Source organism: Sphingomonas hengshuiensis (genome assembly GCF_000935025.1).
GTDB classification, from domain to species: Bacteria; Pseudomonadota; Alphaproteobacteria; order Sphingomonadales; family Sphingomonadaceae; genus Sphingomonas; species Sphingomonas hengshuiensis.
This window is the reverse complement of record NZ_CP010836.1, coordinates 1,670,265-1,689,541: the sequence shown is the minus strand read 5'-3', so window position 1 is coordinate 1,689,541 and position 19,277 is coordinate 1,670,265. Positions and strand designations below refer to the sequence as shown.

At 66.3% G+C, this 19,277-nt stretch carries 17 protein-coding genes; 7 read left to right on the top strand and 10 right to left on the bottom strand.

Going from position 1 to position 19,277, the window contains the following annotated elements:
• Nucleotides 1-10: 10 nt before the first annotated feature.
• From TS85_RS07480 to TS85_RS07450, 7 genes are all read right to left on the bottom strand, one after another.
• Entirely contained in the window at nucleotides 11-499 is a 489-nt protein-coding gene (locus tag TS85_RS07480) for a MarR family winged helix-turn-helix transcriptional regulator (protein WP_044331416.1), read from the bottom strand.
• 230 nt (nucleotides 500-729) lie between these two features.
• A complete protein-coding gene (locus tag TS85_RS07475; RefSeq protein ID WP_044331415.1) occupies nucleotides 730-1,134 on the bottom strand; it encodes a RidA family protein in 405 nt (134 codons plus the stop codon).
• Between the two features lie 23 nt (nucleotides 1,135-1,157).
• Complete coding sequence (locus TS85_RS07470) at nucleotides 1,158-1,646, bottom strand: VOC family protein (protein WP_044331414.1); 489 nt, start codon at nucleotides 1,644-1,646, stop codon at nucleotides 1,158-1,160.
• A gap of 93 nt (nucleotides 1,647-1,739) precedes the next feature.
• Nucleotides 1,740-3,083, bottom strand: coding sequence for an FAD/NAD(P)-dependent oxidoreductase (locus TS85_RS07465; protein ID WP_052507797.1), 1,344 nt, complete (start codon nucleotides 3,081-3,083; stop codon nucleotides 1,740-1,742).
• Nucleotides 3,076-3,360 (bottom strand): (2Fe-2S)-binding protein, encoded by a 285-nt coding sequence (locus tag TS85_RS07460; RefSeq protein WP_044331413.1) that lies wholly within the window; start codon nucleotides 3,358-3,360, stop codon nucleotides 3,076-3,078. Before TS85_RS07460 ends, TS85_RS07465 begins: the two co-directional genes overlap by 8 nt.
• Nucleotides 3,357-4,532: an NAD(P)/FAD-dependent oxidoreductase gene (locus TS85_RS07455; RefSeq protein ID WP_044331412.1), complete on the bottom strand. Its 1,176-nt coding sequence runs from the start codon at nucleotides 4,530-4,532 to the stop codon at nucleotides 3,357-3,359. The genes TS85_RS07460 and TS85_RS07455 overlap by 4 nt, the downstream gene beginning before the upstream one ends.
• Nucleotides 4,533-4,538: 6 nt before the next feature.
• Entirely contained in the window at nucleotides 4,539-5,462 is a 924-nt protein-coding gene (locus TS85_RS07450) for a dihydrodipicolinate synthase family protein (protein ID WP_044331411.1), read from the bottom strand.
• A gap of 148 nt (nucleotides 5,463-5,610) precedes the next feature.
• Between TS85_RS07450 and TS85_RS07445 the strand changes: the two genes are divergently transcribed.
• On the top strand, nucleotides 5,611-6,507 hold the full coding sequence (locus TS85_RS07445) for a LysR family transcriptional regulator (RefSeq protein WP_044331410.1): 897 nt from the start codon (nucleotides 5,611-5,613) through the stop codon (nucleotides 6,505-6,507).
• On the opposite strand, the gene TS85_RS07440 is transcribed toward TS85_RS07445, so the two are convergent.
• From TS85_RS07440 to TS85_RS07430, 3 genes are read right to left on the bottom strand one after another with little or no spacing between them, the layout of a single operon-like run.
• Nucleotides 6,504-7,958, bottom strand: coding sequence for a sodium:solute symporter family protein (locus TS85_RS07440; protein WP_044331409.1), 1,455 nt, complete (start codon nucleotides 7,956-7,958; stop codon nucleotides 6,504-6,506). The two genes, TS85_RS07445 and TS85_RS07440, sit on opposite strands and share 4 nt — an antisense overlap.
• Nucleotides 7,955-8,218, bottom strand: coding sequence for a DUF3311 domain-containing protein (locus TS85_RS07435; RefSeq protein WP_044336029.1), 264 nt, complete (start codon nucleotides 8,216-8,218; stop codon nucleotides 7,955-7,957). The genes TS85_RS07440 and TS85_RS07435 overlap by 4 nt, the downstream gene beginning before the upstream one ends.
• A gap of 33 nt (nucleotides 8,219-8,251) precedes the next feature.
• Nucleotides 8,252-10,060, bottom strand: coding sequence for a DUF885 domain-containing protein (locus TS85_RS07430; protein WP_227698707.1), 1,809 nt, complete (start codon nucleotides 10,058-10,060; stop codon nucleotides 8,252-8,254).
• A 256-nt stretch (nucleotides 10,061-10,316) separates the two neighbouring features.
• Here TS85_RS07430 and TS85_RS07425 point away from each other — a divergent pair, with 256 nt between their 5' ends.
• From TS85_RS07425 to TS85_RS07400, 6 genes are all read left to right on the top strand, one after another.
• Nucleotides 10,317-11,615, top strand: a complete 1,299-nt coding sequence (locus TS85_RS07425) for an amidohydrolase family protein (RefSeq protein WP_052507796.1) — start codon at nucleotides 10,317-10,319, stop codon at nucleotides 11,613-11,615.
• A gap of 23 nt (nucleotides 11,616-11,638) precedes the next feature.
• A complete protein-coding gene (locus tag TS85_RS07420; protein WP_052508106.1) occupies nucleotides 11,639-12,913 on the top strand; it encodes an amidohydrolase family protein in 1,275 nt (424 codons plus the stop codon).
• Between the two features lie 93 nt (nucleotides 12,914-13,006).
• Complete coding sequence (locus TS85_RS07415) at nucleotides 13,007-14,335, top strand: M24 family metallopeptidase (RefSeq protein WP_044331407.1); 1,329 nt, start codon at nucleotides 13,007-13,009, stop codon at nucleotides 14,333-14,335.
• Between the two features lie 167 nt (nucleotides 14,336-14,502).
• Nucleotides 14,503-15,015 carry a hypothetical protein gene (locus TS85_RS07410; protein WP_044331406.1) on the top strand — a complete coding sequence of 171 codons (513 nt, stop codon included), beginning with the start codon at nucleotides 14,503-14,505 and terminating at the stop codon, nucleotides 15,013-15,015.
• A gap of 85 nt (nucleotides 15,016-15,100) precedes the next feature.
• Nucleotides 15,101-17,377, top strand: a complete 2,277-nt coding sequence (locus TS85_RS07405; protein WP_052507794.1) for a TonB-dependent receptor — start codon at nucleotides 15,101-15,103, stop codon at nucleotides 17,375-17,377.
• A 60-nt stretch (nucleotides 17,378-17,437) separates the two neighbouring features.
• The gene (locus TS85_RS07400) at nucleotides 17,438-19,273 is read left to right on the top strand and encodes a DUF885 domain-containing protein (RefSeq protein ID WP_044331405.1); all 1,836 of its coding nucleotides are present in this window, start codon (nucleotides 17,438-17,440) and stop codon (nucleotides 19,271-19,273) included.
• Nucleotides 19,274-19,277 lie beyond the last annotated feature (4 nt).

Genomic DNA, 19,277 nt, shown 5'->3' with positions numbered 1-19,277 from the left:
GGGGCCTCCACTATTCGATCGGCAGCTTGCTGAGGTTCGCGCTGATCTTTTGCAGCGTGCGGAGCAGGTGCGCGATGTCGCGATCGCTCACCCCCTCCATCGCGCGGACGAACTGGCGTCCGACGATCGGCGTCAGCTTGCGCAGCTTCTGCTGGCCGGCGGGCGTCAGCGTGACTTCGGTGACGCGGTTGTCCTCGGGATTGGGCTCGGTCGTGACCAGCCCCTGTTCGATCATCCGGTCGATGATGCGGCTGACAGTCGATCGCTTGGTCAGCGCGGCTTCGGCAATCGCGCCAATGCTTGCAGGCTGGCGTTCGCGCAATACCGTCATCACGCGATAAATGGGTTTGGACACGTCGTGCTTGTGCAGCACCTTGTCCATATCCTCGTGATATTTGAAGTCCGCATGCGCCATCAGGTAAAAGGGCGAGTTTTCCAGGCGGAAGGCGGGATCGCTGGGGTCGTAGTTGTTGCGTTTTTCCATCGGATCCTCTGCCATTCCCGTCGACGTCCTTCCTGACCGCGCTGCCACTTTGGCCGTCTTTGGTCGCGCGGATCAAGCCCGCTGCGCAAGGTTGCGCGCGGGGAGGGGGCAATTAGCCGAAAGCATGTGCTTTTGCACCTAATTATCGCGGGCATCGCGACAAAGCGAAGCGTGACCGGCCCGGACGCGCGAGCGCCCGCATCGGCGGGCGATGCGGGCGTCGGAAAGGCAGCAATTCCCTTCGATCAGCCGATCGCGGCGACGGCTTCGATCTCCACCAGGAAGTCGGGAAGCGCCAGGGTCGGCACGCCCAGAAAGGTGTTCGGCGCAGGGGTCGCACCTTCGTAGAACGCGCCGATCTCGCCCAGCACGGTGCCGAGCTTGTCGGGGCTGTGGTTCACGACATAGGTTCGCAGGCGCAGAATGTCCGCAGGGGTCGCGCCGACCTCCGCCAGCACTGCCTTCAGATTGGCGAGCGCCTGCCGCGTCTGCGCCGCCAGATCGTCACCACCGACGACGTTGCAGTCCTTGTCCCACGCGACCTGGCCCGCCAGGTGCAGCGTCTTGCCGCCGTCCTGGAGAGTGGCGTGCGAAAAGCCATAGCCGACGGCGTCGTACAGGCTCGCAGGATTGATCTTCACATTGGGCATCGGGCAGTCTCCGGTTCGCAGGATCAGTCGACAATCTCTAGCTGGTGGCCGAACGGGTCGAGCACATAGACGTTCTTCTTCCCCGCCAGCGGCCCCGCATCGATATGGATGATCTCCAGCGGCGTGCAGCCATGCGCGGTCAGATAGGCCAGTGCCTTGTCGACATCGTCGACCTTGAGCCCGAGATGGTGCCCGCCGCGATCGCAGTTGCGCGGCAGTTCCTGGCGGCGGTCGGCGGGCTTGTCATATTGGACGAGCTGGAAGTTCATATTGTCGGTGAGCTTGAGCATCACCAGCGTCAGCCGTGCGTCGGGCACCCCGACATGCGTCTCCATCCAGTCGCGGCCCTGTTCGTCGACAGGGATATCGGCGGCGTCGATCGGCCCCATCCGGAACAGCTCCTCCGCGCCGATCACGTCGCGGTAGAAGGCAAGCGCGGCTTCCAGGTCGGGAACCGTCCACGAGATATGGTCGACCGAGAGGAATTTGGGCTTTTCGGGCACGGCGGTCATTCGGAACTCCTGTGGTGCGCACGCAGTGTGCGGTGCGGTTCCCTCGCCTGCAACGCAACGAACCCGCAAAGATCGTTGCCTTTTGCGCAAACATCAATCGCCGGCGAGGTCGCCGATCGTCACCGGGCGCGCCGGGAACCGCGCAGTGAAGCCCGGATCGGGCGCCGCGATCATTCGCAACAGGCTGGGCTCGCAATTGCGCCCCTGGCACAGCCCCATGCCGCAGCGCGTCGCGCGCTTGATGGCGTTGGCGGAGGCGCCGGTGGCGACTTCGGCGCATAGCGCTGCGTGCGGCACGTCCTCGCAGCGGCAGACCAAAGTTTCCGGTTCGAGCGCAGGGAAATGCCCGCGCGGGTCGGCGATCGCGTCGAGCAGCGCGGCGAACCGCCGGTGGCGTGCCAGCACGCGGCGTGGCGCGGCGGCAGCGCGTTCGGCAGCGTCGGGCGCGAGGCTGCCCAGGTCGCGGGCGATCCCGATCCCGGCGAGCGCGCCCCCCGCAGCAGCCGCAGCCGCGCCCGCGACTCCGGTCGTCTCCCCGGCGGCGAAAACGCCGGCAACGCTGGTCCGCATCCACTCGTCATGGACGCAGCGCCAGCCACCGGCAGGCCCCGCCTGCACGACCTCGGCCCCCAGCATGCGCGGCAGTCCCGATTGCGGCACGAAGCCGTAGCAGAGCCCGACTGCGTCACACGCGATAGTGCCGTCAGTGGTGATCGCTTCGGACACCCAATCGCTGCCCCGCAACGCGGTGAGCCCGACGCCGTAGCGCACCGGCACACCCGCCCGCCGCAGCGTCGCCAGCGCTGCCTGACCCGCGAGGAGGTCAGTCGCGCGGCGAAACGCCGCCGCCGGGTCGCGCAGCATCGGGGCGAGCATCGCCGCGCGGCTCTGGGCGAACAATACGCCGGCAACGGTGCCGCCACCGCGCACGATCTGTTCCGCGATCACGAGTTGCAGCGGGTGCGTTCCCGCGAGCAGCACCCGCGCGCCCGGCACGATCTGCTGGCTCTTGACCATCGCCTGGACGCCGCCCGCCGAATAGACTCCCGGCAGCGTCCATCCGGGGATGGGAACCGCCAGATCCTGGCACCCCGCTGCGATCAGGATGCGACGCGCAGTCACGGAAACGGCGCCGTCGGGTCCGTGGAGCAACAGCCGGCCCGGCGCCGCGTCGAGGACCGAATGCCCGCCCAGCCAGGTCACGGGCAACGCCTCGAAAGCGGCAAACTGTGCGTGCAGCGCGCGATAGCTGCGTCCCGCCAGCCAATGTGCGACGCGGAACGCGCGCGGGGGCTGGCGCAGGATCTGGCCGCCCGGGCGCGCTTGCTCGTCGACCACGGCGATCGACAGGCCATGCCCAGCCAACTGGATCGCCGCCGCCTGACCGGCGGGGCCACCACCGACGATCGCGACGTCAAAGGAAAGCGCCTCAGCCACGAGTCGACACCTCCATCCCGTCGCGCGCATCGGCGAGGCAGGCACGCACCCGTCGACCGCTGCCGACCAGCGTCACCATGCACTCGCAACAGCTTCCCATGTTGCAGAACATGCCCCGACCGGCGCCGCGCGTGTCCTGGCGGAAGGCGAGCCGGTCTGCCGCCAGCATCGCCGTCGCGATCGTCTCGCCCTCGAAGCACGCAATGGGCGCACCATCCACCAGGATGCGGATCGGCGTGCCGCGCTGGACGTCGTCGTCGATGCGGATCGCGCTCATCCCATGAACCCGTTCAGATGTTCGAACCGCGCGGGCGAAACCACGGCCAGCTCCGGCGCGACCTTGCCCGCCATCGACTCCGCGAGCAGCCGCGCAAAGGTGAGCCCGAGCGTGAAGGCCGATCCCCCGGCGGCGACCCACATGCCCGGCATGCGCGGCACTTCGCCGACGATCGGCAACTGGTCCGCCGACACCGCAGTCACCCCGGTCCAGCTGCGGATCAGGTCGAGCCGGGCGACGCGCGGCACGACATCGACGGCGGCGCGCAGATTGCCCGCAAGCGAGGCGGGGAGCAGCTCGGCTGGTCGCGACAGATCGAACCCACCCCCCGGCGCCTGGGCCAGTCGCGACGGCCAGCCTCCGCCGATCAGCAGATTGCCCGAATGCGTCTGCTTGAGCGACAGCCGTCGCCCGACATGCTGGATCAGATGCGGGACGATCGGCGCCGTGCGCGCAGTGGCGTTCATCATCAGCGGGACGGGATAGAGCGGCATGTGCAAATTGGCGAGCGCCGACACCCCGGCGCTCCACGCCCCCGCCGCGACCAGCGTGCGGTCCGCGGCAAGCGTCCAGCCTTCGCCCTGGAGCGTGAAGCGGCCCTGTTCGCGCGTAATCCGCTCCACCCGCGTCCGGCTGCGCACCGTCGCGCCCGCGGCCTGCGCCGCGGCGGCGAGCGCAGGGGTCAGGATGCGCGGATCGGAATGCCCCTCGTCGCGCGAAAAATTGGCGGCGAGGATCGCGGGGGAGAGATAGGGCGCGATGCTCCGGGCGGCGTCACCGTCCAGCGTCTCGACCGACAGCCCCTGCTGCGCCTCGACCGCCGCCTTGCGCTCCAGAAGCGCGACTTCGCCCGCCGTCTCGGCGACCATCAGCCCGCCGCGCATCGACACATGGAGGTCGACGCCCAGCGCATCCTCGATCCCGCGCCAGTCCTCGACTGCGAGCCGGCTTAGCGCGACGATGCACGCCGCCTCGCCGGTGAGCGACTCGCTGCCTTCGAGAAAGCGACGCTCGATCTGGAAATGGAGCGATCCGGCATTCTGCCCCGACGCGCCGGCATTGAGTTCGCCCGCCTCGAACAGCGCCACCGACGCACCCGCCTGCGCGAGGCGCCACGCCGTGGCGCACCCGATCAGCCCACCGCCGATGATCGCCACGTCCGCGCGTTCCATGGCGCCCTAGATGCGCCCGAGCTTTACCAAAGTCTCCCGGATTCGCTCCGCATCCTCGGGCGCTACGTCGCGCAATGGCCTGCGGACAAAGCCGCCGGGCAGCCCCTGCGCGTTCAGCGCGGCCTTCAGCACCGCCGGTCCCGATCCGAAACGACCCACCAGTTCCGGCGTGTACCAATCGTCGAGGATCGCGCGATCCAGCCGCCCGCATTCGCGCGCGCCGTCGATGTCGCCGGCCCAAAGTTTGTTGTAGAAATCCGGATGCGTGCGCCCGAGCACCGCGCCCGCGCCCACCGTCCCGTCGCCGCCGCGCGCCTGAAGCAGCGCCAGGCCATGTTCGTCCATCGAATGGCCGAAGATGCGGACCTTGTCGTTCAGCGCAAAGAAGGTTGCGACGAAACGGCGCAGGTCGCTGGTCGACTGTTTGATCGCGACGACATTGTCGAGATCGGCGATTCGCTCCAGCAGGGCGAGCGGCATGTCGATCCCGGTGCCGGGCGGCCAGTTGTACACGCAGATCGGCAGGCGGCTCTCCGCGGATATGTCGGCGTAGAAGCCGCAAATCTCGTCCGCGGACGGCCGGTAATAGGGCGGGGGGGTGACGACGATCCCGTCAAATCCGCTGTCCGCGGCATGATCGGCGAGCGCGATCACCTCGCGCGCGGTGAAGGCGGTGCAGCCCGCGAGCAGCGGCAGCTTGCCGCGAAGCTGGGCGCCCGCGGCGCTGAACAGCGCGCAGCGCTCGGCATTGGACATGCTCGGCCATTCGCCGGTCGTCCCGGCGAGCAGCAACCCGTGCATGCCTTCGCCGTGCAGCCATTCGAGCAAACTGCCCAGCGCCGCGAAATCGAGCGCGCCTTCCGCGTCGAAAGGAGTGGTGATGGCGGGGATATAGCCTTGCCAGTCCGTCCGCGATCGCTTGGTCGTCAATGCATTGTCCCCCTCGGTCCGGTTGATCCGGACCCGCCAATCGGAATTACGCCAAAGGGACGTCGCGGCAAGGGCAACGAAACACGAATATCGTTGCGTCCCACGCAAGGCTCTGCATGATCAGCATAGTTTATGAGGAACCCGGGATATGTGGGACAGCGCGCTCTATTATTTTTACGAAGCGGCCAGTCTGGGATCGATGCGGCTGGCGAGCGACAAGATCGGGGTAGCGGTATCATCGATCAGCCGCCAGATCGCCCAGTTGGAGGCTGAATTGGGGATCGCACTGATCGAGCGCGGCAGGCGTTCGATCCGGCTGACCGAGGCGGGGCAGCTCGCCTTCGAATATCATCGCAACCAGCTCGCGGACCGCGAGGCGCTGCTCAACCAGATCCAGGAACTGCGCGAGGTCAAGACCGGGCGGATCGATCTGGCGATCGGGGAAGGGTTCTTCGGCCCGCCCTTTACCGAGCTGATCGTCCAGTTCCAGGCGCGCAATCCGGGAATCGCAATCACCGTGACGAGTTGTTCGAGCTCGGAGGGTATCCGCATGGTGCTGGAGGACGAAGCCCATATCGGCATGATCCTGCACACCACCAGCGAACCCAAGATCCGCACGCGCTGCGCCGTTGCGCAGCCGCTGATGGTGTTGTGTGCGCCCGATCATCCGGCGGCTGCGATGGAAACTCTGACCATCGCCGATCTCAAGCCGCACGAGCTGTGCATGCCGCCGCAGGGCTTCCGCATCCGCACCGCGCTCAACGACGCCCAGAAACGCAGCCAGGTGTGGCTGGAGCCGCGGCTGGTGACCAACTCGCTCCAGATGATGCGCGAGATTGCCAAGGCGGGGCGGGCGGTTACGGTGCTTCCGCGGATCTCGGCGCTCGCCGAGCTGGAGGAAGGCAGCCTCGTCGCGCGCCCGCTGCGCGACGAGGCCATCGAACATAGCACCGTCAGCCTGATCCACCGGCTGGGCCGCCAGCTGGAGGGCGCACCGGCACGGCTGCTTGCCGTGCTGGAGGCCAAGCTGAAGAGCTGGAGCTAGGCCGGCGCCACCGCGCGCGCCGCCGGACGGGGCCAGGCGATCGAGACGGCGGCGGCGACGGCGGCGTTGATCGCCATCGCGATCAGCCCCGGCTCCCATCCGGGAAGCAGCGCCCCCCACAGGGCCTGCGCGGCGGGCAGCAGCAGCGCCAGATAGCCCGCGACCAGCCCGGCGAAGACGCCGATCGCGTGCGCGCGTTTCCAGATGAAGGCGAAATACACCCCCGGCGCCAGCATCCCGATCGCGGCATAGGCCGACAGCCCGATCTCGACGAGCGACTTCGACCCGCCCAAGGTGAGCCAGACGGCAACCGTCGCGAACGCGATCATCGAAAGCCGCGAGGCGAGCAGCGTCGCGCGATCCGACAGGCCGGGGCGCAGCGGCAACAGCACGTTCCGGCTGAAGATCGATCCTGCGGTGAGCAGCAGCACCGATCCGGGCACGAGCGCGAGCAGGCACGCCGTTCCCGCGAAGATGCCGACCGCCCAGGCCGGATAGCGATCCGCGACGAACTGGAGCAGCACCGCGTTGGTGTCGCCTCCCGCCGGCTGGGTCCCTGCGAGCAGCGCGGCGAAGCCGAGCAGCAGGATGAAGAAATAGGAAAGCGAGTAAAGCGGCTGCCAGATCGCGTTGCGCCGGATCGTGGCCTCGCTCCCCGCCGAGAAGCAGAGCTGGAACAGATGCGGCAGTATCCAGTTGCCCAGCGCGACGTTGAGCGCCGACGTCATCAGCCAGACGGTGCTGAGCCCGGCCTCGGGCTGGAGCCCGGGGAGCCGTCCGATGCCGGGGAAACTGTCCTGGGCGAGCGCATAGACGTCGAGCATCGACGTCGCGCCGACCTTCGATGCGACGGTGGCGCAGAGCGTGATGACGATCACCACCATCAGCACGTCTTTCACGCCCGCGGCGAAGGCGGCGGAGCGCAGCCCGGCGAAATAGACGAAGCTCAGCATCACCACCGCCGCGATGATCGCGGCCATGGTGATCGAGACGTCGGTGCCGAGCGTCATCCGCACGATCAGGCTGAGCGCCACGATCTGGATTTGCACATAGACGATGAGCGCGGCGATCCCCGCCAGCCCGACGACGACGCCGAGCCAGGTCGCCTGGTAATGCGCCGCGAAAAAGTCCGCCTGCGTCACGAGTCCGTAGCGGCGCCCCGCATTCCAGATCAGCGGCATCAGCCAATAACCGAGCGCCGCCGACAGCGAGACCGAGGTGAGCGCCAGATAGGCGGGCGCGCCATGCGCCCAGGCAAAGCCCGAAATGCCCAGCACCGCGAAGGTAGTGTAGATCTCACCCGCGTTGAGGAACCAGAAGATCAGCACCCCGAACTTGCGGCCGCCAACGGCCCATTCGGTGAGCGTGCGCGCCTTGGCCTGGCGCCGGGCGGAGAGGATCGCGCCCGCCATGGTGGCGAACACGACCGCGAGCGTAAGCGCGAGGATCAATGCCCGGCTCCCGATCCGGGGAGCGTGTCCGCATCGGCGGCGAACTCGGGATGGCGGCGGTCGATCGCATAGACGATCGCGATGACGATCGAGGCCACGACGATCCCCACCATCTGCCACGCCATGGGAAAGGGCAGCGACAATGGCCGCCACGCAACGTCGTTGACCACCGGGATCATCGCGACCTGCCACAGGAACGGGATGAGAAGCAGCCAGCGATGCGGGCGGCGCCGAGGTTCAGGCTCGATATCGGATATCACAAGCAAATCCTTGAAGTACTGAAATTAAATTCATTATCGACCGCCGCCGGATGCGATCCAGGCGCGGATCTTCGCCTCCAGCACGTCCATCGGCAATGCCCCGGTGGCGAGCACCTGGTGATGATAGTCGCGAACGTCGAAGCCGGAGCCCAGCGCCTTGGCGGCGTCTTCGCGAAGCTGGCGGAACATGCGCTCGCCGATCTTGTACGCACAGGCCTGGCCCGGATAGGCAATATAGCGATCGATCTCGACCGCGACGTCGCGCGGCGCCATCGACGTGTTGGCGAGCATATAGTCGATCGCCGCCTGCCGGCTCCAGCGCAGGGCGTGGAGCCCGGTATCGACGACGAGACGCACCGCGCGCAGCATCTCCATGTCGAGATGCCCGAACCACTGCATCGGATCGCCGAACATCCCCAGCTCCGGGCCGAGCGACTCGGCGTACAGGCCCCAGCCTTCGGTATAGGCAGTGGCCTGGCCGTGGCGCAGCAACGGCGGCAGATCGGCGTTTTCGATCGCCAGCGTGAGCTGGAAATGATGCCCGGGAATCCCCTCGTGCAGCGTCAGCGTCTCCAGCGTCGGGATCGGACGCGTGCCGAGCATCGACATGTTGAAATAGAGGATGCCCGGCGACACTCCGTCGGGCGGACCGGGGCGGTAATAGCCGGTGCCGCGCTGGTCGCCGAGCGCGGGCAGGGGGCGGACTTCGAACGGCGCCTTGGGGCGATCGTGGAACAGGCGGGGAATGCCAGGCCAGATCTTCGCCTCGATCGCCTTGAACCGCGCGAGCAGTTCGGCCGGGGTCTTGCAATAATATTGCGGGTCCGTCCGAATATGTTCGAAGAACGCCTTGAGATCGCCCTGAAATCCGACCTTGGCGCGCACCCCCTCCATCTCGCCGCGTATGCGGGCGACTTCGGCAAGGCCTAGCGCGTGGATGTCGTCGGCGGAGCGTTGGGTGGTGGTATGCCGGGCCAAGTCCCAGGCGTAGAGCGCCGCCCCGTCCTTCATCGCCCATAGCCCGGGCGCCTCGGTAGCACGCGGCAGATAGGTTTCGCGGAGATAGACTGCCCATGCGCGATAGGCCGGCATGACCTTGCCCGTGATCGCAGCGCGGAACGCCGCGGTGATCCGCGCCTGCTCGGCGGGCGGGATCGCCGCGGGCATCCGCTTGATCCCCGACCAGAACGGGCTGTCCTCGATCGGCAGGGCGAGCATCGCGTCAAGCTGGGCCAACACGTTGGTGACCAGGACCCAAGGCTGGACATAGCCCTCGGCCAGCCCCTGTTTCAGCCGCGCCACGACGCTGTCCAGATAGCCGACAAACCCTTCGATCCGCGTCAGCGCATCGGCGTAATCGGATGCGCTGGCATATCGGCTGCTCCCGCCCGACAGGAAATCGGGAAATTCGACATGCAACCCGAACGAGGGATTGAGCGGCGCACGCAATTGCACTTCGAACAGCCCGCTATCGAACAGCGCCAGGGTTTGGCGGGTGCGATAGTCGAAAACGTCATAGGCGATCCGGTCGACAGCGCCGAGCGCGCCGCGATCGATCGCGGCGAGCGCGTCGAGATCGCTCCGCTTGTTGGCGTGCAAGCTGCGGGCATAGTCGTCGCCGAGCGGATCGACGAACAGCGGACCGCCCGGCCCGGTGCCGATGCGCGCCGCGCGCAGCGGGTCGAGCGCGGCGTCCGCGGCCTCGCTCCGATCGAGCAGCGCGCGCAGCGCCTGCCCCGGATCGATGCCGCGCGCCGTCGCCGCCAGCGGAGTCAGCGCCGTGGCTGCCAGCATCCCCAGCGTCCGGCGGCGGGTGAACCCCGATAGAATGTCGTGTGGCACTAATCGCTCCCCAGATCGGCGAGGCGCAATCGTGTCGCGATGCGGCAAGAATGCAACCACCCGCGCACGCGCCGTCAAAATGCCCGTTCAGGGGGTAGAACCACGGTAAACCGCCATTTTCCGGGCGTCTTGTTTGCTCGGAGTGAAAGCTTTTGTGGTTTGCGTTGCATTTTGCGCAATGAAGTTGCGGCACTTTGCACATTGTTTTCCGCGCTGCATGCCGCAGTCTCCAGCTACGGTTTTCCGGGAGGCAATTATGAGAGTTTCGGGCTGGCGCGCCGCGCTATCGGCAGTTGCGGCGATGGTCGCGACACCTGCGGCGCTGGCGCAGGCGGTGCCGCCGGTAACGGCGTTGGTCGGCGCGACGGTGGTGGCGATCGACGGCGGCGCACCGATTCGCGATGCCGTCGTGCTGGTGCAGGGCGAGCGAATCCTCCAGGTCGGCCCGTCGGCCTCGGTCGCGGTGCCCGCGGGCGCACGAGTCGTGCCGATGCAGGGCAAATGGCTGCTCCCCGGGCTGATGAACATGCACGTCCATTTCGGACTCAAGCTGCCGGGCGCCGCGGGTGCGGAACTCGTCAACGAAACCGATGGCGAGGAAGCGCTGCGCATGGCCGACAATGCGCGCCGCAGCCTGCTCGCCGGGGTAACAACGGTGCGCCTCACCGCCGAGGATCACGGCATCGACTTCATGCTCAAGCGTGCAATCGCGCGCGGGCAGGCGATCGGGCCGCGGATCGAATCCGCCGGCGAGCTGATCGTGCCGACCGGCGGGCACGGCTCGCTGGAGGCCGATGGCCCCGCCGAGTTCAGCAAGGTGGCGCGCGAACAGATCAAGCGCGGCGCGACCTGGATCAAGATCGCGATATCCGGCGGCATCTCGGATTCGCATGGCAGCATCTCCGCCGCCCCGATGACTGATGCCGAGTTGTCGACCATCATCGAAGTCGCGCACCGCAACGGCGTGAAGGTCACCGCGCATAACGGCTCGTCCGAAGCGGCGCTCCAGGCGCTGAAATTCGGGATCGACTGTTTCGAACATGGCTATCACCTCAATGACGAGGTGCTGTCCAAGATGAAGGCGCAGGGCGTGTGGCTCGTCCCGACGATCGTCGTCAGCCAGCCCGGCGCATATGAATTCTATCGCAAGATCGGCTCGCCCGACTGGTATCTGGAGCGCGTCGCCTCGACCGGCAAGGACCATTGGGCGATGCTACAAAAGGCGATCCGCATGGGGATCAACGTCGCGCTCGGCACCGACCAGTTCCCGTTCGAACCCAATGGCGGCACCACCGCGACCGTCGCCGAGGCCGAACTGTACGTGAAGGCCGGGATGACGCCGCTCCAGGCGCTTCAGGCCGCGACGATCCAGCCCGCGCGGATGCTGGGACTCGACAAGGAGGTCGGGCGGATCGTTCCCGGCCAATATGCCGATATCGTTGCCGTTTCGGCCGATCCGACCCGCGATATTGCCGCGCTGCGCACGCTCGACTTCGTGATGAAGGGCGGGGCGATTTATCGCGACGACGCGCATCCTGAACCGGTCGCGCGCTGATGCGGGCCGAAAGGAACAAGACGATGCGGAAACTCCTGGTCGCCGTTGCAGCGAGCGTCGCGGTGCTGGGCTCTGTCCCGGCGTGCGCACAGGTCGTGGCGCTGGTCGGCGGCAATGTCGCCGATCTTGCCGGCAAGGCGCCATTGCTTGATGCGGTAGTGCTGGTGGAGGGGGAGCGGATCAAGGCGATCGGGCCACGCGCGACTACCCCGGTGCCCACCGACGCGACGGTCGTGCCGATGCAGGGCAAATGGCTGATTCCCGGGCTGATGAACATGCACGTCCATCTCGCGCTGAACCTCCCGGGGGCCGCGCGGATCTATGGCGAGACTGCGGATTCGATGGCGCTCCGCACGCTCGACAACGCGCAGAAATCGCTGCTTTCGGGGGTCACCACGATCCGGCTGACCGGGTCAGACGCGGGGGTCGACTTCACGGTCAAGCGCGCGATCGATTCGGGGATGTTCGCGGGGCCCCGCATCCATACCGCAGGGTCGTCGATCGTCGCGACCGGCGGGCACGGCAAGACCGAGGTCAACGGCGCAGCCGAATTCGCCAAGGCGGTGCGCGAGCAGATCAAGGCGGGCGCCACTTGGATCAAGCTCGGCATCTCCGGCGGCATCTCCGACACGCATGGCGATATCGGCGCGTCGCCCTTCACCGATGACGAACTAAAGACCGCGATCGAAGTCGCGCATCGCAACGGCGTCAAGGTCACCGGGCATAGCGGATCGCCGATCGCGACCGACGTCGCGATCGATGCGGGCATCGACTGCATCGAACATGGCTATTTCCTGACGCCCGACGTGCTCCGGAAGATGAAGGCCAAGGGCGTCTGGTACGTCCCGACGATCGTCGTCAGCCAGAGCGGGGCGCGTGCCTTCTACAAGAAAATCGGGTCGCCCGACTGGTATCTCGCGCGCGTCGACTCGGTCGGCAAGGCGCATATCGGCGTATTGCGCACCGCGATCACCACGGGCGTGAACATCGCTCTCGGGACCGATCAATATCCGTGGGAGCCCAACGAAGGCACGACAGCCACGGTCCGCGAGGCCGAAATCTATGTCGACGCCGGGATGACGCCTGCACAAGCGTTGCGCGCCGCGACGATCGAGCCCGCGCGCATGCTGGGGGTCGACAGCGAGGTCGGCCTGCTCAAGCCCGGCTATTATGCCGATATCGTAGCAGTCGATTCCGACCCGACCCGGGCGATCGGCGCGCTGCGGACGATCGGCTTCGTGATGAAAGGCGGCAAGATCGTTCGCAACGACGCGGCGGCAGTGCCGACCGCAAATTAAGACGGTAATCGTGTGATTGCTGTTATATTATGATTGAATTCCGGGGTGGTTCGGGCGACAAAATGCGTCGCTGACCATCCTGGAGAATCCTCTATGCCCGCCAAGCGCCATCGCCTTTTTGCTCCCCTGGCGCTTGCCATTGCGCTGGCGGCGGGGGCGCAGCCCGCAAATGCGCAGGAAGCCAAGCGCCGTTGGGATGAGCTCTGCCAGATCCGCAAGGACAAGCTCGACACCATCCTGCCCGAGGCGATGCGCGAGAACGGCATCGACATGTGGCTGGTCGCGATGCGCGAAGGCCATGACGATCCGAACGCGGCGATGCTGGGCGGCGGCTATACCTCGGATATCGGCTATTTCGTCTTCACCGACAAAGGGGGAGGGCGCATCGAGCGTGCGGTGATGGGGATCGGCGGGGCGGGATTCGACCAATGCCCGCTCTACGACGTCAAGGTTTCGCCCGCGCAACTCCGTGCGTTCGTCGAGGCGCGCAACCCAAAGCGGATCGGTATCAATGTCGCGACCGAGATCGGCACCGCAGACGGCCTCAGCCACGCGCTCCACGAGAAGGTCCGCGAGACGCTCGGCCCCGATCTGTCGGGGCGGCTGGTGTCCGCCGAAAAGCTCGTATCGGACTTCCGCTCGCGCAACACCGCGACCAGCATCGCCGCCTTTGCCCGAGCGGGCGAATATTCGCGTACCATCGTCGAGCGCGCGCTGTCGAACGAGGTGATCCGACCCGGCCACACCACCACCGGCGACGTCGCCTGGTGGATGATGGAGCAACTTCACAAGGAAGGGCTGGGAAACAGCTTCGGCCTGCCCAGCATCTACATCCTGGGCCCCGGCGAGCGCGGGCCGGTGTCGGGGGATCATGTGATCCAGCCCGGGGACCTGATCACGGTCGACTGGGGAGTCCATTACCTGCTCGCCTATACCGATATGAAGCGCATGGCCTATGTGCTGAAGCCCGGCGAGAATGCGCCGCCGCCCGGCGTACAGCGCGCATTCGACAGGGCGCTGGGCATCCGGCGGATGATCCTGGATACGATCCGCCCCGGCGTCCCCGCGGGCGAAGCGCTGGCGACGGTCAATCGGCGCGTGGCGGAGACCAAGGGCTATGTCCTGGGCCGCTATGACGACCCCAGCCGCGACCTGGGGGTGTCCGACGTGGTGATCGGCAGCCATTCGGTGGGAGATTTCGGCCATGGCTCGGGGCCGTCGATGGCCGATTTCAACCCGCTTCGGGCCACCTATACGCTGCGTGCAGGCAATCTGCTCTCGATCGAGCTGTTCCTCTACACGGTCGTCCCCGAATGGGGGCCGCGCAAAATCAAGATACCGCTCGAGGACAATGGCGTCGTGACCGCACGGGGCCTGGAATGGGTGTACCCGCCCAACAGCCGGATCCTGTTGGTGAAATAGCGCTATCGCTCGGCGCGACAGGGCCTGGTCGGGCCGCTAATTTGCACTGAACGCAACGATCACGAATTTGCAATGCCGTTGCCACAACAATGCAACTGACGGACACTTGCTGCACGAACATGGCGTCCAAGCCAGTCAAACCGCAACATTGCTACAGGGAGCATATCGTGCAGAAAAAGGTCGCATCCGCAATCATGCTCGCAGGGCTGGCGCTGTCGGCGCCCGCCACAGCCCGTCCGGACCAGCCCGTCACCGCGCCCGTCGAGAAGCCCGCGACCGATATTCTGTCGCGCATGTTCGTGTGGTGGAACACCGCGTTCAAGACGCCGGGCGCGTACACCGAGGAGAATTTCTCGAAGTTCTTCACGCCCGACGCGACGCTGATCCTCGAGGGCCGCACTGCGATCCGCGGCGTCGGCGAATGGGCCACGCATTTCCAGAAGATCCAGGCCGGTGGCGGTGACGTCGAGATCGTCGTGCCGTTCAAGGAAGTCTTCGAGAAGGACGGGCTGATCTACACCTATCACGTCATCCGCTCGCGCCGCAGCGGCAAGGTCGCGTGCTCGCTGGCGGCAGGGCACGCCGTCGTCAAGGACGGCAAGATCGCGTCGATCGTGCTGGTGCGCAGCGATCTGGACGCGAGCAAGGGGCCGCTGGACCCGCAATGCTGGACTGCGTGACCGCCTGAAGGCGGCATTTTCGGAGAGGACCGGGGTTTCAGAGTCCGGAGGGCAAGCGCCCTCCGGCAGGTGAGGGGGATTTGACATGAGCTATACGTTGATTGGGATGCGCGCTACCGCCCGGCTTGCGGCGGGGGTCGCCGCCGCCGCGTTGATGGGCGGCGTCGCTGCCACGCCGGCATGGGCGCAGGACACCGCGACGACCACGTCTCCGGACGAGATCGTCGTGACTGCGCAGCGCCGCGAACAGAGCCTGCAGGACGTGCCGATCGCGATCACCGCAGTGACCGCGCAGACGCTGCAGGACCAGAATGTCCAGAGCGTCGAGGATTATTTCGCGCTGACACCGAATGTCAGCTTTCAGTCGAACGGGTCGCGCGATCGCAAGGACCTCGCGATCCGCGGCATTTCGAACCAGCTGAACCCCTATGCCGATGTCCGTCAGTCGACCTATGCGTTCTACATCGACGAGTTCAACGTCGCGGCGGGCACCAGCAACCCGCAGATCGTCGACCTCGAGCGGATCGAAGTGCTGCGCGGGCCGCAGGGGACCTATTTCGGTCGCAACGCCGTGGGCGGCGCGATCAACGTCATCACCAAGAAACCCGTGAACGAATTCGAGGGCTTCATCGACGCGGGCTATAGCAGCTACAACACCTATCGGGCCGAGGGTGCGGTGAACGTGCCCGTGATCGATGGGCTGCTCGCGGTACGCGCCTCGGGCAAGTACGAGCATTCCGACGGATTTATCAAGAATATCAATCCCATCGGTGGCGGTAATGACAGCGAATATTACACCTATCGCGCGCAGGCCCGGCTGACGCCGACCGACAATTTCACGCTCGACCTGACCTATAACAAGTCGAACGAAACCGTCGGGATGCGCAACGGCGTGCCCACGGGCTTCGTCACTGCGACCTGGGCATCGGTCTATTACGGCAAGACCGCCGGCAATATCGGCGCGGCGGACGGGGTGGGGTTCTTCCCCGACAATTCGACGCGGGTGAACTTCAACCGGCCCCAGGAAGTCGGCGGCGACTTCGAATATCTCAGCGGCCGCGCAGTATGGGAAATCGGCACCGTGGCGATCACCGGCGTGGTCGGCACGCTTCGTTCCGAGGTGTTCAACTATGGCGATGTCGACGGCGGCAGCCGCGACTATTTCTACGAAGACCTGTTCCTCGTCCGCAAGTCGACCAGCGGAGAGTTGCGAGTCCAGTCGACCGGTAACGACAACCTGTTCGACTGGAGCGTCGGCACCTCGGTCGGTCGCGACACCGGCGTGATGGACCAGTCGACCTATCACGGCGCCGACAGCCCGTTGTGCCCCGCCAGCTATGCCGGCAAGTGTAGCGGACTTGAAGTCACCGGACTCGATAGCAACAGCTCCACCGATTATTGGGCAATGTTCGGGCAGGGCACGCTCAACGTAACGAGCAAGCTCGCGGCCACGGTGGGCGTCCGCTATTCGCGCGAAACGGTGATGAACTATTCGATCACGCGATCGAACCTGGTGCAGACCGGCGTTAATGACCGTGTGTCGAAGTTCGACGATTTTTCGCCGAAGTTCACGCTCAGCTACAAGGTCAGCCCGGACTGGCTGATCTTCGCCAACGCGTCGCGCGGGTTCAAGTCCGGCGGCACCCAGACCAGCAACAACGTCAACCTTACCAACGACTTCAAGCCCGAAACGCTGTGGGATTACGAACTGGGCACCAAGTTCGACCTGTTCGACGGCAAGCTCCGCGTCGACGTCACGAGCTTCTATATGGACTGGAAGAACGTCCAGCAGACGATCCGCTTCCAATATATCGACACCGTGACCGGGTTGCTGCGCAGCGTCAGCGGTATCGCGAACGCCGCGGCGGCCGAGAGCTATGGCGCCGAAGCCAGCTTCGACGCCCGGATCACGCCCGAATTCACGCTGAGCGGGCAGGTCGGCTGGAACAAGACCAAGTTCAAGGACTATCCGAACGCCCTGATCGACGGCGCGGTCATCAATGTTACCGGCAAGCAACTCGTCAATGCGCCCGAATGGACGCTGGGCGCGCAGGCCCAGTATAAGCGGACGATTGCCGGAGACCTGAAAGGCTTTGTGCGGGCGGAGTGGAACTTCCGCGACAAGATGATCTCCAATCCTTACGCGTACCGCTACAATGTCTATCCGTTCATTTCGCCCAGCTATCACAATGTGAACCTGCGCATGGGCCTGGAGACCGAGACCATTCGTGCGACGGTGTATGTCGAGAATCTTTTCGACGCCAAATACTTCGCCAATGCGTATGAGAAGGCGTTCTATTCGGGCGTGCAGGTCGAGCCGTCGTACCGCGTCGTCGGCGCTAGCTTCGGCATCAAGTTCTGAAAACCCTTGGGGCGGCGGGAAACCGCCGCCCCGATTTCATGTACCAGGAGTACCGCCGCGATGGATCGACGCCGTTTTCTGGAAGCGTCCGCAGCCGGAGTCCTGATGGGGTGGGGAACCGGCGCGTTGCCGGCGCACGGGCAGGCAGCGGGAGGTGCCGACGCGGCGCTTCAGGCGCTGTTGCAGCGGCACAGCGATGCCTATCTCCACCGCTCGCCCGAAGAGGCGACCGCGAACAATTACGACGTCGGCGCAAATGCGGCGCTGCGCGGGCGGCTCGACGACCGCTCGCTGGGTGCGCGCGCGGGGGACCGCGCGGCAATTCGCGCGGCGCTGACCGAACTCGACGCAATTCCCGTGGGCGCGCTGTCCCCGCGGGCGCGGCTCGACCATGCCGTCGCTGGCTATGTCTATCGCACGCTCGACGATCTGCTGGGCCGCTATGGCTATGTCGACGGCAATCTGCGTCCGAGCCCCTATGTCGTGAGCCAGATGAACGGCGCCTATTACTGGCTCCCGGACTTTATCGGCAGCCGGCACCCGATTGAGGATGCCGCAGACGTCGAGGCATGGCTCGCGCGCCTTGCGGCGCTCGCAACCGCTCTCGACCAGGAAACCGATCGCATCGCGCACGACGCCGCGCTGGGCGTGGTCCCGCCGGATTTCGTGCTCGTCCGCACCATTACCCAGATCAAGGGGCTGCGCGATGGCGATCCGCTCCAGTCCGCGTTGATCGCGCCGGCGCTGAAGCGCATCGCCGAGAAGGGGCTGGGGGAAAAGGGGGTGGGGGACGTCGCAGGGCGCGCCCTCGCGACGTTTCGTACCCGGATCCAGCCCGCACTCAGCCGCCAGATCGCTGCGCTCGAGGCGCTGGCGCCCCGAGCCGACAGCCGCGCCGGGGTGTGGAAGCTGCCCGACGGCGACGCCTATTATGCCGCGGCGGTGCGATCGAACACAACGGCCGAAACCACGCCGGGCGAGTTGCACCGGATCGGCCTCGAACAATGCCGCGCGCTCACCGACCAGATCGACCGCTTGCTCCGCGCGCAGGGGCTGACTCGCGGGGGCGTGATTGCCCGCGTCGCGGCGCTCAACCAGGACCCGCGGTTCCGCGTGTCGCCCGACGACGCCGGTCGCGCAACGCTGCTCGCGCTGGCCGAGACCCATCTGAAGACGGTAACCGCGCTGTTGCCGGACGCATTCGGCATCGCGACCGTCGATCCGATCGTCGTGCGCCGCATCCCGCCAGCGATCGAGGCGGGCGCGCCAGGCGCGTTCTACTCGGAGGGCGCGCCGGGGCAGCCGGGCATCTATTCGCTCAACCTCAAGACTCCCGGCGAGCATGTCACGTGGCGCCTCCCGACGCTCACGCATCACGAGGGGGTTCCAGGACATCATTTTCAGTATAGCGTCCTCGGCCACGCGCCTGCGTTGCCGTTGTTCCGGCGCATGGTCCGGTTCTCGGCCTATACCGAAGGCTGGGCGCTGTACGCGCAACAGGTCGCCGACGAGCTTGGGGTCTATGCCGACGATCCGTTCGGGCGGATCGGCTATCTCCAGTCCGAACTGTTTCGCGCCGCGCGGATCGTCGTGGACACCGGACTGCACCATCATCGCTGGACCAAGGCGCAGGCGGTGGCGTGGATGGTCGAAAATGCCGGCGAGCAGCAGGAGGCGACCGACCGCGAAGTCACGCGCTATGCCGTTTATCCCGGCCAGGCGTGCAGCTTCAAGGTCGGCGCCAACGCGATCGTAGCCGCGCGCGAGCGGGCACGCGGCGCGATGGGCGGAGGGTTCGACATACGGGGCTTCCACGATCTGGTGCTGACCGCAGGGCCGATGCCGATGGCGGTGCTCGACGCGGCGATTGACGCTTGGGCGGCCAAGAAGGGGTGACCGG